Source organism: Streptomyces sp. YGL11-2 (genome assembly GCF_050054615.1).
Classification (GTDB): domain Bacteria; phylum Actinomycetota; class Actinomycetes; order Streptomycetales; family Streptomycetaceae; genus Streptomyces.
Genome location: NZ_JBNHIN010000045.1, coordinates 11,874 through 25,986, shown reverse-complemented (window position 1 = coordinate 25,986; position 14,113 = coordinate 11,874). Strand labels below are relative to the sequence as shown.

At 72.5% G+C, this 14,113-nt stretch carries 12 protein-coding genes; 7 read left to right on the top strand and 5 right to left on the bottom strand.

Annotation, left to right across the window (positions count from 1 at the left end):
* Nucleotides 1-206 precede the first annotated feature (206 nt).
* Entirely contained in the window at nucleotides 207-1,088 is an 882-nt protein-coding gene (locus ACO1BR_RS34035; protein WP_426798963.1) for a lysozyme, read from the top strand.
* A 171-nt stretch (nucleotides 1,089-1,259) separates the two neighbouring features.
* Nucleotides 1,260-1,712 (top strand): spore-associated protein A, encoded by a 453-nt coding sequence (locus tag ACO1BR_RS34030; RefSeq protein WP_426798962.1) that lies wholly within the window; start codon nucleotides 1,260-1,262, stop codon nucleotides 1,710-1,712.
* 34 nt (nucleotides 1,713-1,746) lie between these two features.
* On the opposite strand, the gene ACO1BR_RS34025 is transcribed toward ACO1BR_RS34030, so the two are convergent.
* From ACO1BR_RS34025 to ACO1BR_RS34005, 5 genes are all read right to left on the bottom strand, one after another.
* Nucleotides 1,747-2,433: a response regulator gene (locus ACO1BR_RS34025; protein ID WP_426798961.1), complete on the bottom strand. Its 687-nt coding sequence runs from the start codon at nucleotides 2,431-2,433 to the stop codon at nucleotides 1,747-1,749.
* Nucleotides 2,430-3,749 carry a sensor histidine kinase gene (locus tag ACO1BR_RS34020; protein WP_426798960.1) on the bottom strand — a complete coding sequence of 440 codons (1,320 nt, stop codon included), beginning with the start codon at nucleotides 3,747-3,749 and terminating at the stop codon, nucleotides 2,430-2,432. The genes ACO1BR_RS34025 and ACO1BR_RS34020 overlap by 4 nt, the downstream gene beginning before the upstream one ends.
* Before the next feature lie 10 nt (nucleotides 3,750-3,759).
* Nucleotides 3,760-5,022 (bottom strand): acyltransferase family protein, encoded by a 1,263-nt coding sequence (locus ACO1BR_RS34015; RefSeq protein WP_426798959.1) that lies wholly within the window; start codon nucleotides 5,020-5,022, stop codon nucleotides 3,760-3,762.
* Nucleotides 5,015-6,037, bottom strand: a complete 1,023-nt coding sequence (locus ACO1BR_RS34010) for an alpha/beta hydrolase (protein WP_426798958.1) — start codon at nucleotides 6,035-6,037, stop codon at nucleotides 5,015-5,017. The genes ACO1BR_RS34015 and ACO1BR_RS34010 overlap by 8 nt, the downstream gene beginning before the upstream one ends.
* Before the next feature lie 221 nt (nucleotides 6,038-6,258).
* Nucleotides 6,259-7,353 carry a LacI family DNA-binding transcriptional regulator gene (locus tag ACO1BR_RS34005; protein WP_426798957.1) on the bottom strand — a complete coding sequence of 365 codons (1,095 nt, stop codon included), beginning with the start codon at nucleotides 7,351-7,353 and terminating at the stop codon, nucleotides 6,259-6,261.
* Between the two features lie 270 nt (nucleotides 7,354-7,623).
* Here ACO1BR_RS34005 and ACO1BR_RS34000 point away from each other — a divergent pair, with 270 nt between their 5' ends.
* The 5 genes from ACO1BR_RS34000 to ACO1BR_RS33980 all read left to right on the top strand — a co-directional run.
* Nucleotides 7,624-8,919, top strand: a complete 1,296-nt coding sequence (locus ACO1BR_RS34000) for an ABC transporter substrate-binding protein (protein WP_426798956.1) — start codon at nucleotides 7,624-7,626, stop codon at nucleotides 8,917-8,919.
* Nucleotides 8,920-8,927: 8 nt separating this feature from the next.
* A complete protein-coding gene (locus ACO1BR_RS33995; protein ID WP_426798955.1) occupies nucleotides 8,928-9,893 on the top strand; it encodes a carbohydrate ABC transporter permease in 966 nt (321 codons plus the stop codon).
* Nucleotides 9,890-10,795 (top strand): carbohydrate ABC transporter permease, encoded by a 906-nt coding sequence (locus tag ACO1BR_RS33990; RefSeq protein WP_426798954.1) that lies wholly within the window; start codon nucleotides 9,890-9,892, stop codon nucleotides 10,793-10,795. Before ACO1BR_RS33995 ends, ACO1BR_RS33990 begins: the two co-directional genes overlap by 4 nt.
* Before the next feature lie 51 nt (nucleotides 10,796-10,846).
* A complete protein-coding gene (locus tag ACO1BR_RS33985; protein WP_426798953.1) occupies nucleotides 10,847-12,166 on the top strand; it encodes a glycoside hydrolase 5 family protein in 1,320 nt (439 codons plus the stop codon).
* 70 nt (nucleotides 12,167-12,236) lie between these two features.
* A partial coding sequence (locus ACO1BR_RS33980; RefSeq protein ID WP_426798952.1) for an endo-beta-N-acetylglucosaminidase occupies nucleotides 12,237-14,113 on the top strand: 1,877 nt, incomplete at its 3' end.

Sequence of the window (14,113 nt, the reverse complement as noted above, 5' to 3'; positions counted from 1 at the left end):
GAGCGGGCCCCGGCACTGCCGGGGCCCGCTCGCGTCGTCCCGAAGAGCCGGGGCGGCCAGACGGGTGAGATGGCCCGGCCGGTCGGCGGACTGAGCGGCTGACTGGTCTTGGACACCGGCAATTCGGCGTATAAGTCTTTTTATCGGCAGAATTCTGCTCAAAAGCTGCCGAAACTGACTCAACCGAAGTCCTTCGGAGGCACGCGATGCCCTTGCGCAGATCCGCACCGGCCCGCCGTACGATCCCCCTCGCGGCCGGAACCCTCGTTTCCCTCTTCTCCGTGCTCGCACTGCCGCTCGTGCTGCCGGGCACCGCCACCGCGTCGCCGGACGCCGGGAAGACGCCCGCCCACCCCGAGCAGGACTGGATGGGTTCCACCATCGCCATGCACGAGGGCATCGACGAGCAGGCCGCCGGCTCCGAGCCGCGGGGTGCCTGGTCGCGCAGGGCCGTGGCCGGGGTCGACGTCTCCAGCCACAACGGCAAGGTCAACTGGCGGAGGCTGCGCCGGAAGGGGGTGCGGTTCGCCTACGTCAAGGCCACGGAGGGCACCAGCTACACGAACCCCTACTTCAGCCAGCAGTACCACGGCTCGTACCACGCGGACATGATCCACGGCGCCTACCACTTCGCGCTGCCGGACCACTCCGGCGGTGCCACGCAGGCGAGGTTCTTCGCGCACCACGGCGGCGGCTGGTCGCGGGACGGCAGGACGCTGCCCGGCGCGCTGGACATGGAGTACAACCCCTACGGCGCGACCTGCTACGGCAAGAGCCATGGGGGGATGGTGAACTGGATCGGCGACTTCGTGCGGGCCTACCGGGCGGAGACCGGCCGCGACGCGGTCATCTACACCTCGACCAACTGGTGGAAGCGGTGCACCGGCAACTCGGCCCGCTTCGGCCGGACGAACCCGCTGTGGATCCCCCACTACAGCACCTCCGTCGGCTCGCTGCCGGGCAGCTGGCGATTCCACAGCATCTGGCAGCACACCTCCTCGGGCCACACCGTCGGGGACCACAACCGCTTCAACGGGACGTACGGCAGGCTGAAGGTGCTCGCCTATGGGGAGGATGACGACGACTGACCGGGGAGCCCTCCCCACAGGCAAGCATTGCCCAGGGTGAGGCACCATCAAGTTCTCCTGGTACGCGGGCAATTCGCGTACAACCATCCCCGTCCGGCCGGTGTCCAACACGGTGCATCATCATCACGGTGAATGACCACGCGACGGACACCACCTGACGGGGGTATTCCCATGAAGCGTTCACGTGCCATCGCAGGATCCGCGGTACTGGCGGCGGCCGGTATCGCCACGATGGGCCTGGCCACCACGGCATCGGCCGCGCCGGCGAGAGCCGCGGCGTACAACGGAGCGTGCGGCAGCGGATATCGCGTCGTGAATTCCCTACCGGTCACCGGAAAAGGGACCGTGTATCTGACGTACAGCGCGAAGACCGGAAAGAACTGCGTGGTGACGGTCCGGAACAGCCCCGGTAAGCCGGTGTTCCTCTACACCTATCTCGGACCCTCGGACGGCAGCTCCGACACGGTTTTCGACAGCGGCAACTACACCTCCTATGCGGGACCCGTGTATCTCGCGGCGAAAGGCCGCTGTGTGGACTGGGGCGGGACCGTCGAGACGGTGAGCGTCAGCGTTTCCGGCTCGAACTGCGGGCGGCTGGCGCCCGGGGTCGTGACTCACCGCTGACACCCCCGGCCGGTGGGGGAATCCGGCGGGCGGTTCAGTACCCCGTGGGCCGCACCAGTCCGCTCTCGTAGGCGAAGACCGCGGCCTGGGTCCGGTCCCGCAGGCCCAACTTGACCAGGATGCGGCCCACATGGGTCTTCACGGTCTGCTCCGCCACCACCAGGCGCGCCGCGATCTCGGCGTTCGACAGGCCCTGGGCGATCAGCGATAGCACCTCCGTCTCACGCTCCGTCAGACCGGCGACGCGGTCCTTGAGCGGGGCGCGCGGGGCGCCGGTCATCCGGGAGAACTCGGCGATCAGCCGTTTGGTGACGCTCGGCGCCAGCAGGGCGTCACCGGCCGCCACCACCCTTACCGCCTGCGCGAGTTCATCGGCCGAGGCGTCCTTGAGGAGGAAGCCGGAGGCGCCCGCGCGCAGCGCCTCGTAGACATACTCGTCGAGGTCGAAGGTGGTCAGGACGAGGACCTTGACGGTGGCACCGGACGGTTCGGTGATCCGGCGGGTGGCCTCGATGCCGCCCAGCTCGGGCATCCGGATGTCCATCAGGACCACGTCCGGGGCGAGTTCGGCGACCTTGGCGACCGCGTCGAGGCCGTCCACCGCCTGGCCGACGACCTCGATCCCGGGTTCGGCGTTGAGCAGCACGGTGAAACCCTGACGGACCATCATCTGGTCGTCCGCGATCAGTACGCGGATGGCGGTGGTGGCGGCGGGCGTCATGGGGTGTCCTCGGCGGGGTCGGCGGGCGGATGCGGGGTGCGGGCGGGGAGGATCGCGGTCACTTCGTAACCGCCGTCGGGGGTGGGGCCGGTGGCCAGTTCGCCACCGAGCATCGTGGCGCGCTCGCGCATGCCCAGCAGGCCGTGCCCGGTGCCCGCGGAGGGCGGGGCGGGGCCGTCGGGCGCGGTGTTGGTGACGCGGAGGGTCAGGTCGTGGCGCCGGTAGCGGACCTCGACGCGTACCGCCGCCCCGGGCGCGTGCCGCATCGCGTTGCTGAGCGCCTCCTGGAGGATACGGAACGCGGAGAGTTCGACGCCGGGCGAGAGCGGGCGCGACTCGCCGGTGGTCTCGACGGACACGTCGAGACCGGCGCCGCGCACATTGCCGACCAGTTCGCCGAGCCGGTCGAGGCTGGGCTGCGGGGCGTGCCGGGCGCCGTCGGAGAGGGCGTCCTCGGAGCGCAGCACGTCGAGCACCCGGCGGAGTTCGGTGAGCGCCTCGACCGCGTTCTGGCGGATGCCGCGGAGGTTCTCCTTCAGCTCGTCCGAGGGGTTGTCGGCCAAGTGCGGGGCGACCTGGGCCTGGATCGAGATCACCGACATGTGGTGGGCGACCACGTCGTGGAGTTCCCGCGCGATCCGGCTGCGCTCCTCCAGGACAGTGCGCCGGGCGCGTTCCCCGGCGGTGAGCTCTTCCTGCGCGACGAGTTCGGTACGGGCCACCTGTCGGCCGCGCAGCGCGGTGCCGACCACGACGGAGAGGGCGAGGACGGCGACGGGGAAGCGCGCGTCGTTGAACCGGCCGGCGAGCACCGCGTTGATGAACAGGCCCGTCAGCACGCTGATCACCAGCATCTCGACGGCGATCCGGGGCCGGACCCGCAGCGCCGCCAGGAACAGCACCGCCGCCTGGAGAGGGAGCCCGCTCTGGTACCAGGGCAGTGGGGTGAACGGCGCGATCCGACCCGCCGCGTGGTAGGCGACCAGGACCATGGTGCCGGTCGACACCCACCAGGCCGGGACCGGGCGGTACAGCGCGGCCACGGGCGCCGCCGACTGGAGCGAGGCGACGAGGATGCCGTAGGGCAGGCCCATCCCGTAGGCGAAGGCATACCGGTTCGTGTCGACGGCGAGCAGGACCACCGCGGCCAGCAGCAGCGGCACGACGATCGCCGGCCGCCAGTCCAGCCACCGCGGGCGCCGCGCGGTGCTCGCCGGCGGATCGTCGCCGGCCGTCGTCCACAGGTCCTCGCGCAGGTTGCGCGGCACCGCGCGCACCGCCGCCACCAGCCGCTCGGCCCGGTTCCCCCTCTTCACGGGATGCACCCTAAGCACGGGGCGTCACCTCCGGCCGGTCGGGGCACCGTTCGTGGATCACCGGGGCGGGCGGCCGCGGCTCGCGCGGAACCGGTGCGCCGGCCGCACCGGGTGTATGCGGACCGCGCGGAGCGTCCGTCGCGCGCCTGCGGGGCCGGTGCTGTTCGTACGTGCGGAACGCGGCCCGGCAGACCAGCAGGGCACCCGCGAAGACCGGGAGCCACAGCAGCCGGGCGAGTACCCAGGCGGGGCTGTCGGGTGCGGTGTGCAGACCGGGCAGCGGGCCGGCGGCGTACAGGGCGGTGGCGGTGACCGCCATCATCGAGGTCTGGTGCCACAGGAAGACGGTCATCGCGGAGAGGTTCAGCACGGCCACGGCGGCCCAGGCGGCGGGGCGCCGCAGCGCCCGGTTCAGCGGGTCGCGCAGCAGCAGGGCAGCGCCGCACTGGGCGAGGCCGAAGGTGGCGGCGGCGAGGGTGGGCGGGTTGAGGTTGGAGATCGCGGCGCCGGGGACGCCGACCATCGAGGCGGGGTAGCCGGCGAACAGGATCAGCCCGGCGGTGGCAGCGGCCCCGGTGACCAGCAGAGTCCAGCCGGCCGCCCGGCCGCGCAGGCCGCCCCGGGACCAGGTCGCGCCCAGGCAGTACGGGACGAGCCAGCCCGCGGGCAGGTTGAGCCAGCCGAGCCAGCCCGGGGCGCCGCAGCCGAAGCGGAGGACGTCGACGAGCAGGACGACGGCGAGCGGCCATAGCGGGTGCAGCTTGGCGACAAGCGGGGTCGCCGCCGTCAGGGCGGCGAAGACCAGCAGGAACCACAGCGGTGACAGGACGAGTTGGACCAGTGCGTGGACGGTCGCGAAGCCGACGCCGGAGGCGAGCATCGCGACGGTGGCGACGGTCCACACCGCCAGGACCGCGGCGAGGGGCCGGAACAGCCGGGCGAGACGGGCGTGCAGCCAGTGCCGGTAGGCGGTGCCGCGGGCGCGGGCCGAGGCGTGGCTCGTGGCGGCCACCTGCCCGCCGACCAGGAAGAACACCGCCAGGGTCTGGAACAGCCAGGATATGGGGGCCAGTTGGGGCATGCTCTGGAGCGGGCTGGCGACGTGCAGGGTGCCGCTGTCCGCGATCAGGGCGGTGACCAGCCAGTGGCCGAGCACCACACCGAGGATGGCGAAGGCGCGCAGCGCGTCGGTGGCCCGGTCGCGGTCGGGCGGGGTGGCGAGCTCGACCCGGCGGATCAGGGCCCGCGCGGCGGATCCCACGGAGTCACGCATGACGGCCCTCCTCGGCGGCGGCCCGACCGGCGCGGGCGGCGAGGGGCCCGCTGGGGGCGGTGTCCCGTCCGGTCACGATGCGGGCGAGGTTCTTGAGGGATACGGAACCGGGCTTCAGGTAGTCGCTGTGTCCGCCCCGGCCCGCCGGGAAGACCCGGGCGCCGAACTCCCGGGAGACCGGATCGACACCGAACCCCACAGTGGCGAAGGGCAGTCGGAGCCGGGTGTGCGGGACATCGGCGACCCAGTCCCCGGCGCCGCGGCCGGCCCAGACGGTGGCTCGGGTGCGCAGGGCCGCGGCGCTGTCGTAGCCGGTGCCGGGGCTGCCGTAGAAGACGATGTCCGCCACGGCGAGTCCGGCGGCGGCCCGGGCGCAGACCACGGATCCGTAGGAGTGGCACAGGACGGCGACGCGGGAGGCGGGCCGGGCGACGCTCAACTCACCGATGAACTCACGCAGTTGCGGAGCGGCCTGGTCGGCCCGGCCGGTGGTGATCGCCTCGGGGCTCACCGTGGCGGGCGTGGCGTAGCCGAGCCAGGCGACGACCGCGGTCGGGGTGTCCGCTTCCCGCCCGAGCTGCCGCTGGAGCGCGAGCGCCCCGGTGCGGAAGCGCCCGTACGTCTCGAAGCCGGTGTCCGAGCCCGGGACGAGCACGGCGATCCGCCGGGCCCGGGAGAGGTCGCCGTAGACCTCGGTGCTGCGACCGCCGTCGCGGCCGTCGAAGGAGAGGAACTGCCGCGCGCGGCCGGCCATGGCGCGCAGCGCGGCGGCCCGCTTGTGGTCGCCGTGGGCGGCGGCGGTCCGCTCGGCCGCCTCGATGTCGTGGCGGGTGGTGGCGTACCGCTCCGCGAGGGCGGCGGGGGTGGCGTTGCGCAGCGGGGCGGCAGCCGTGGGGGCGGGCGCCGGAACGGCCGCGGGGCGGGCCGCCCCCGATACGGGTACGGCCACCGAGGCGGTGACCAGCACGGCCAGCAGGGTGCGGGTCGGGCGGCGGTTGGGTGGGCGGGACGCCATGGCGGGTGGTCCTTCCGTACCGGAGGCGGGTGGTGATTCCGGCACCGAAGCTAGGGAGCAGGGCGTGTGGTCGGCGTCCCGCCGGGGAGCCACTGTCCGCGTAGCTCTCAGGTATGACAGGTAGGGGCGGGACGTGTGGCGGCGGACTGCACGAGGGCACCGCAGTCGTCTTGACGGTGCGTCAGGGACGTGTCGGCCACGCCCGCCCGCCTCGCGCCCGGTCAGTCTCCCTGCGGGACCGGAGCGCTGCTCTCCCGCCGTTCCAGGCGCGGGAGTTCGCCCTGTACGGTGCGGGGCGGACCGCCGTCGAGCACCGCGAGGAGTTCGGTGGCGGCGAGCCGGCCGAAGCCCGGGGTGTCGCGGACCAGCGCGGTCAGCCGTGGGTGGGTGACCCGGCACAGCGGCGAGTCGTCCCACGCGACGATGGACAGCTCGCCCGGCACACGGATACCGCGCCCGGCCGCCACCGAGGCGCCGGCCACCGCCATCACGTCATTGTCGTAGATGATCGCGGTGGGGGGTGCGGCGGCGTCGAGGATGCGGCGGGTGGCCTCGGCCCCCTCGGCGTCGGAGTAGTCGGTGGTCACCGAGCGGACCTGCCGCTCGTCGAGGCCCAGCCGGCCGGTCTCGGCGCGCAGTGAGCGGATCCGGCGGGCAGTGTGGGCGAGTCCGGGCATGCCCGCGACATGCGCGATGCGGCGGTGGCCGAGGCCGTGGAGATGGTCGAGGATCCGAGCCATGGCCTTGGCGTCGTCGGCCCAGACGGTGGCGAGCGGGGGGAGCGGGGCGACCGGTCCGGCGGACGGTCCGGGGGTGGCGGGGCCGCCGATGACGACCGCGGGGAGGCCGAGTGCGGCGAGGAGTTCGGGCCGGGGGTCCTGGGTACGGGGGTCGACGACGAGGACGCCGTCCACCCGGCGTTCGGCCCACCAGCGGCGGTAGAGGGCGCATTCGGTCTCCAGGTCCTCGACGACCTGGAAGAGGAGCGCGGTCCTCCGTGCGGAGAGCACCTCTTGGATGCCGGAGACGAGTTGGAGGAAGAACGACTCCACGCCGAGCGTCCTTGCGGGGCGGGCCAGCACCAGGCCCAGGCAGCCGGCGCGTTCGCCGGAGAGCGCGCGGGCGGCGCTGTTGGCCTGCCAGCCCAGTTCCTCCGCGACGCGCCGCACCCGGGCGCGGGTGCCCTCGGAGACCCCCGGCCGATCGTTCAGCGCGAAGGAGACGGCGCTCTCGGAGACCCCGGCCCGGCGGGCGATGTCCTTGATCGTCGGCCGGCGCGCAGGCTTGCGGCGGGCCGCCTCACCGGGCGACGTCATGCCGGCGCTCCTCCCGTCCTGAACCGCATTCCCATCCTGAACCGCATGAGTGCAGAACAGTCTGAGCAGGACCTAACGGCATGTCAAACGGCTGCCGGGCCATCACCGAATAATCGTCTGGGATCGGAGTGTTGACACCTACTAAATCGCATTAGTAGCGTCTCCCGCATCGTCGCCGGAGGTCTTTCAGTACCGCCGTGGAGACCCGGATCACCATCCGGAAGTTTCTGGTCCGAGCACCTGAGCCACACCTGAGCTAAGGAGCCAGCCATGCGTCGTACATCCCGCCGGGCAGCCGCCGCCACCGCGGTTCTGGTCACCGCGGCGCTCTCGTTGACCGGGTGCGGAGCCTCGGGGGACACCGGCGGGTCGGACAGCGCCGCGGGGAAGGTCGAGGGGCAGGTCACCTTCCAGACCTGGAATCTCAAGGCGCATTTCAAGAAATACTTCGACGGGGTCATCGCGGAATTCGAGAAGAAGTATCCGGACGCCAGGGTCAGATGGATCGATCAGCCGGCCGAGGGGTATCCGGAGAAACTGAGTGCGGATGCCGCGGGCGGGACGCTGCCGGATGTGGTGAATGTGTCGCCGGATCTCACGTATCCGCTGGCGAAGGCCGGGCTGGCGCTGGATCTGGAAAAGGCGGCGGGGAAGTACCGCGGCGAGTACCTGGACGCGGCATGGCAGAGCCAGCAAATGCCCGGAATGAAGGGCGTCTATGCCTTTCCCTGGTATCTGAACACCGGGCCGATGTTCTACAACAAGGAGCTGTTCCGCCGGGCCGGGCTGGATCCGGCGAAGCCGCCCACCACGTACGACCAGCTCTTCCGGGCCGCGGTGGCGATGGCGCAAAAGAGCGGCCGGAAGATCGCGATGCTGGCGAGTACGCCGTCGGTCGAGGACTTCGGGCGCTACGGCGTACGGCTGATGAACACCCAGGGGACCGCGTTCACGTTCAACGAGCCCAAGGGCGTCGAACTGCTCCAGCACTACCGGGAGTTGTACGCGGCCGGGGCTCTGGACTCGCAGGCGCTCACCGCCCAGGCGGAGTCCGCCGGACGGAAGTTCGAGCAGCAGTCGGTGGCCATGAACCCCGGCAGCGCGCTCGATCTGGGGAACTTCGCGAAGGACGCCCCGAGCCTCTACAGGAACATCGGCATCACGGACGCGGTGAACAACACCGGTAAGGCCAACATGTACGTCCAGGGCCTGATGGTGAACGCGCGGAGCAGGGTCACACCGGCGGCCGTGGCCTTCGCGCACTTCGTCACGGACCGGCAGAACCAGATGGCGTTCGCGAGGCAGGTCACCGTCTTCCCGAGCACGAAGGGCTCGCTGGACGATCCGTACTTCACCGACGAGGACGGGACGGACGCGACCCGGGTGCGGGTGGCGTCCGCCAAGTCCCTGAAGACCGCGGTGAATTACACGCCGGTACTGCTCAGCGACCAGATGAAGACGGTGCTGCGGAACGCCGTCGCCAAGGCCGTGCAGGGCAAGCAGTCGCCGAAGGCCGCACTGGACGGTGCGGTGGCCGAGTGCAACCGCCTCCTCAAGACCGGCTGAGGCGGGCCATGGCCCCGCACACCGCCCTCGGCGGCCGTCGCCTCACCGGTCCGCGCGGGTTCTCCGGTCCCCGAACGGTCCGGCCGCGCCGCGGCTCCCGCGGCGTCCGTACGCATCTGCCGTCCACGCCGTGGCTGTTCCTGGCGCCCGGTCTGCTGGTCGTCGGCGGATTCAGCCTCTGCCCCTTCCTCAGCACGGTGGCGCATTCCTTCACCGACTCCCGCACCCTCACCACGGGGCGGTTCGTCGGCGGCGCCAACTACCAGGAGCTGATCCACGACGCGATGTTCTGGACGGGGCTGCGCAACAGCCTGCTCTACGTCCTGGGTGCCGTACCGCTGCTGGTGGTACTGCCGCTGCTGCTGGCCCTGCTGGTCCAGCGGCAGATCCCCGGGATCGCCTTCTTCCGGGCCGCGTTCTACACGCCGGTGGTCGCCTCCGTCGTGGTGGTCGGGCTGATCTGGGTGTGGCTGCTGGACGACCGGGGGCTGATCAACGCGCTGCTGGAGGCGCTGGGTTTCGGCAGGGTCGGGTTCCTCGACGATCCCTGGCTGCTGCTGCTCAGCGCGATGGCGGTGACGGTCTGGAAGGGGCTCGGCTACTACATGATCATTTATCTCGCGGCACTGGCCGGCGTCCCCCGGGAACTGCACGAGGCGTGCGCCGTCGACGGCGCCGGGCCGGTGCGCCGCTTCCTGACCGTCACCGTGCCGGCGGTGCGCTCCACGATGGTGCTGGTGGCCGCGCTCTCCTCGGTCAACGCGTTCAAGGTGTTCTCCGAGGTCTATCTGATGGCGGGGCCGACCGGCGGTCCCGGCGGCGAGGACACCACGCTGGTGATGCTCGTCCAGCAGGTGGGCACCGGGCTGAGCGGCCGCGTCGGCTACGCCTCGGCACTGTCCGTCGTGGTCTTCGCCCTCACCCTCGGGCTGATGCTGCTGGTGCTGCGGGCCCAGCGCGGGGAGGACCGATGAGCGCCACGGTGGGCATGCGGTCGCGGGCCGAGGAGCGTACGGGCGGTGCGCGGCGGGCACCGGTCCGACGGCGGCCGGTCCGGCGGCGACGGCTGTTGGTGCTCCGCTATCTGCTGCTGCTCGCCGTTCTGGCGCTGACGGTCGGCCCGTTCCTGTGGCAGCTGTCGACCTCCCTCAAGGGGCCCGGCGAGGACATCTACCGCTACCCGCCGAGCCTGGTCCCGCACGAGGTCACCCTCGGCAACTACGCAGGGGTCGCGAGGATCATCCCGGTCTGGGACTTCGCGCTGAACTCCCTCAAGGTCGCCGCGGCGAACGTGCTGACCAACTGCGCGGGCGCGGCGCTGGCCGGCTATGCGCTCGCCCGGATGCGCTTTAGGGGCCGTCGGGCCGCACTGCTGGTGTTCATCACGGCGATGCTGGTCCCGGTCGAAAGCATCATGATCGCCCAGTTCTTGACCATGCGTCAGCTCCAGTTGAACAACACCCTGCTCGGCGTGGTGCTGCCCGCCTGCATCGGCGCGATGAACGTGCTGCTGATGCGGAACGCCTTCGCGCAGCTGCCGTACGAGGTCGAGGAGGCCGCGTATGTCGACGGCGCCGACGCCTGGCAGCGGTTCGTCCGCATCGCGCTGCCGTCGGTCAGGGGCACGCTCGCCGTCGTCGCGATCTTCGCTTTCATGGGGGCCTGGGACGACTTCCTGTGGCCGCTGATCGTGCTGAGCGACCAGTCGAAGTTCACCCTGACCGTCGGCCTGAACTTCCTGCACGGCACCTTCGCGGACAACCAACGCCTGGTCGCGGCCGGCACGGTCATCGCCGTACTCCCGCTGATGGTGATGTTCGCCTGCCTCCAGCGTTACTTCTTCCGCGGCGTCGGCGAGGGCGCCGTCAAGGGCTGAGCCCCGGCCGGGGCCGACGCCCGCACCGCACCCGTAGGGACAGGACCTCACATGCCCGTACAGGACACCGACACCGTCCACCGTCTGCGCTTCGGCGTCAACTACACCCCCACGCAAGGGTGGTTCCACCACTGGCTGGACTTCGATCTCGACGCGGTACGCGCCGATCTCGACTCCATCGCCGGCCTCGGCCTGGACCACATCCGGGTCTTCCCGCTCTGGCCGGTGTTCCAGCCCAACCGCACCCTGATCCGGCCGCGGGCCGTCGACCAGCTGGTGCGGCTGGCGGACGCGGCGGCCGAGCGCGGGCTGGACGTCGGCGTGGACGGCCTCCAGGGGCATCTGTCCAGCTTCGACTTCCTGCCCGCCTGGACGCGGACCTGGCACCGCCGCAACATCTTCACCGACCCCGGGGTACTGGCCGGCCAGGAGGAGTATCTGCGGACGCTGGCCGCGGCGCTCGCCGACCGGCCGAACTTCCTCGGCATGACGCTGGGCAACGAGATCAACCAGTTCTCGGACGGCCCGCACCCGGATCCGGACCGCATCACGGCCGGGCAGGCGGCGGCCTGGCTGGAGCGGATGCTGGCGGCCTGCGAGCGGGGCGCGCCCGGACTGCCGCATCTGCACGCCGCGTACGACGCCGCCTGGTACCGCGACGGCCACCCCTTCACACCCGCCCACGCCGCCCGGCTGGGCGCCATGACGGCGGTGCACTCCTGGGTGTTCAACGGCACCGCGCAGCGCCACGGCCCGGCCGGCACCGCCACCGAGCAGCACGCCGCCTATCTCATCGAGCTGTCCAAGGCGTGGGCGCTCGATCCGCACCGCCCGGTGTGGCTCCAGGAGGTCGGCGCCCCCGCGCCCCACATCCCCGAGGACCACGCGGTGCGCTTCACCGAGGCCACCGTCCGCAACTCCCTTGACTGCACGGACCTTTGGGGCATCACCTGGTGGTGCTCGCACGATGTCTCCCGTTCGCTCGCGGACTTCCCGGAGCTGGAGTACGGACTGGGGCTGCTCGGCACCGACCGTACGGCCAAGCCCGTGGGGCGGGCGCTGGCGGCGCTGGCCGCGGAATGGCGGGGGCGTACGCACCGGCCGCCGGCCCGCCGCACCGCGCTGGTCGTCGACGCGGGCGACGCCGAGGCCGCACCGCACCGGTCGGCGTGCGCACCCGGCGGCCCGGTCTTCGAAGCCTGGGCGGAACTCGCCGCACAGGGCGCCCGGCCGGCTCTGGTGCTCGCCCAACAGGTCGCCGATCAGGCCCACTTGACGGGCCGTGGGATCACCGAGGTGTGCACGCCGGAAGAGGTGGGGAGCGTCTCGCACCGGGGGCGCTCCGCCTCCGACCCCTCGGACGCGTCCTAGGCCCGTCGCCCCGACCCACCGGACCGGCCCCGGCAGCGTCCCGCCGTCCGTCACTCCCGGAGGAGCCCCGATGCCCCGGCCCCACCTCCCCTTCTCCCGCCCCCTCCCCCGGCGCCGCGTGCTGCTCGCCGGGGCGGGTGCCGCCGCGGCTCTGCTCGGCCCGCCACCGGGCCCCGCGGTGGCCGTCCCGCACCCGCGCACCGCGGCCCCCTTACAGCCGTACGCCGCCTACTGGTTCCCCGACTCGCTGCCCTCCGGCACGCCCGGCGACGGCATCGTCTGGCGCAGCCTGGCGGACTGGACGCCGGAGACCGACCGGGACCTGCCGTTCAACACCGCGACGGTGCCGCTCGCCGAGCGGTTCACCCCCGTTCCCGCGAACACCACCGCCCGCGCCGGCCAGGCCCGGATCAGCGCGCTGGCGGCCTTCGACCACACCGCGGGGAATCCGTCCCAGGGCTCGGCCACCGCCGACTACTACGCGCCGACGCACTGGGCGTACCTCGACGAACTGGTCTTCTGGGGCGGTTCCGCCGGTGAGGGCCTGATCCTGGCCCCGAACGCCCCGGTCGTGGACGCCGCGCACCGCAACGGCGTACCCGTACTGGGCACCGTGTTCCTGCCCCCGGCGGCGTACGGCGGGCAGCTGCGCTGGACCCGGGACCTGGTGCGGAAGGACGGGGCGGGGCGGTTCCCACTGGCCGCGAAGCTGGTGGCGGTCGCGCGGGCATACGGCTTCGACGGCTGGTTCCTCAACGCGGAGACGGAGGGCGGGGATGCCGCGCTGGCCGCCGACATGCGGGGGTTCCTCCGGGCGCTGCGGGCGGCGGGCGCGCCCCACGGGTTGCGGATCACCTGGTACGACGCGATGGACAGCAGCGGCCGGGTCGGCTGGCAGGGGGCGCTCGACGAGCGGAACCGGGAGTTCTTCCAGGACGCCGCGGGACCGGTCGCCGACACCCTGTTCGTGGACTTCCGCTGGAGCGCGCGCTCGCTCGCCGACTCCGGGCGGCTCGCGGGCCAACTGGGCCGGAGCCGCTACGAGTTGTGGGCCGGGGTCGACGTCGAGTCGGCCGGCTGGGACACCGTGACGGACTGGGACGCGATCGTCCCCGCCGACCGGGACCATGTGGTCTCGTACGGCTTCTACCGGCCGGAGTGGACCCTGGGCCATCTGCCCGCGGGACGCACCCCGGGTGACTTCCACGCCGCGGACGACCGGTTCTGGTGCGGCGAGGGCCTCGATCCGTCCCGTCCTGGCGGGTCGGGCGGCGGCTGGCGGGCCCCCGCCGCGGCGGTCGCCGCCCGTTCGACGGTCACCGCGCTGCCGTTCGCCACGACCTTCAACACCGGCCACGGCCTGCGCTGGTACGACCACGGCACGGTCGCCTCCGGCGCGCCCTGGAACCACCTCGGGCTCCAGGACCGGCTTCCCCCGAGCCGCTGGGCGGTCCGTACTGGAGGCCAACGCCCGGACGTTTCCCTGGACTTCGCCGACGCCTGGCGCGGCGGCAGCAGTCTGCTGGTGCGCGGCATCCTCGACTCCCCCGCGACGGTGGAGCTGTTCCCCACCCGGCTGCCGTGCGGTGCCGCCACGGTCCTGGACCTCACCCACCGCCTCGACCCGGGCTCGGGCCCGGTGACCGTGGAGGTCGCCGTCGCTCCGCGGGACGCCCCGGCGCCGGGCGAACCCGCGCCGTACGTCTACCTGCCCGCCGGGACCGTCGAGGCCGGCGAGGGCGGCTGGCGCACCGTCTCCCTGCGGATCGGCGGCGCCGCGGACACCGGTACGGTCCGCGCGCTGGGCGTACGGCTGACCGGGCGCGCGGGCGCCCCCGTCGCCTGGCGGCTGGGCGGGCTCGCGGTGCACGACGCCGTGGGGAAGCCCGCCGCGCCCCACGGACTGACGGTCACCGAGGCCGCCACCGAGGGCGGGACGACCGCACT

Excerpts from the sequence above, each read along its gene's own strand:
- ACO1BR_RS34035 (WP_426798963.1), top strand. The coding sequence starts at position 207 with ATGCCCTTGCGCAGATCCGCACCGGCCCGCCGTACGATCCCCCTCGCG.
- ACO1BR_RS34030 (WP_426798962.1), top strand. The coding sequence starts at position 1,260 with ATGAAGCGTTCACGTGCCATCGCAGGATCCGCGGTACTGGCGGCGGCC.
- ACO1BR_RS34025 (WP_426798961.1), bottom strand. The coding sequence starts at position 2,433 with ATGACGCCCGCCGCCACCACCGCCATCCGCGTACTGATCGCGGACGAC.
- ACO1BR_RS34015 (WP_426798959.1), bottom strand. The coding sequence starts at position 5,022 with ATGCGTGACTCCGTGGGATCCGCCGCGCGGGCCCTGATCCGCCGGGTC.
- ACO1BR_RS34010 (WP_426798958.1), bottom strand. The coding sequence starts at position 6,037 with ATGGCGTCCCGCCCACCCAACCGCCGCCCGACCCGCACCCTGCTGGCC.
- ACO1BR_RS34005 (WP_426798957.1), bottom strand. The coding sequence starts at position 7,353 with ATGACGTCGCCCGGTGAGGCGGCCCGCCGCAAGCCTGCGCGCCGGCCG.
- ACO1BR_RS34000 (WP_426798956.1), top strand. The coding sequence starts at position 7,624 with ATGCGTCGTACATCCCGCCGGGCAGCCGCCGCCACCGCGGTTCTGGTC.
- ACO1BR_RS33995 (WP_426798955.1), top strand. The coding sequence starts at position 8,928 with ATGGCCCCGCACACCGCCCTCGGCGGCCGTCGCCTCACCGGTCCGCGC.
- ACO1BR_RS33990 (WP_426798954.1), top strand. The coding sequence starts at position 9,890 with ATGAGCGCCACGGTGGGCATGCGGTCGCGGGCCGAGGAGCGTACGGGC.
- ACO1BR_RS33985 (WP_426798953.1), top strand. The coding sequence starts at position 10,847 with ATGCCCGTACAGGACACCGACACCGTCCACCGTCTGCGCTTCGGCGTC.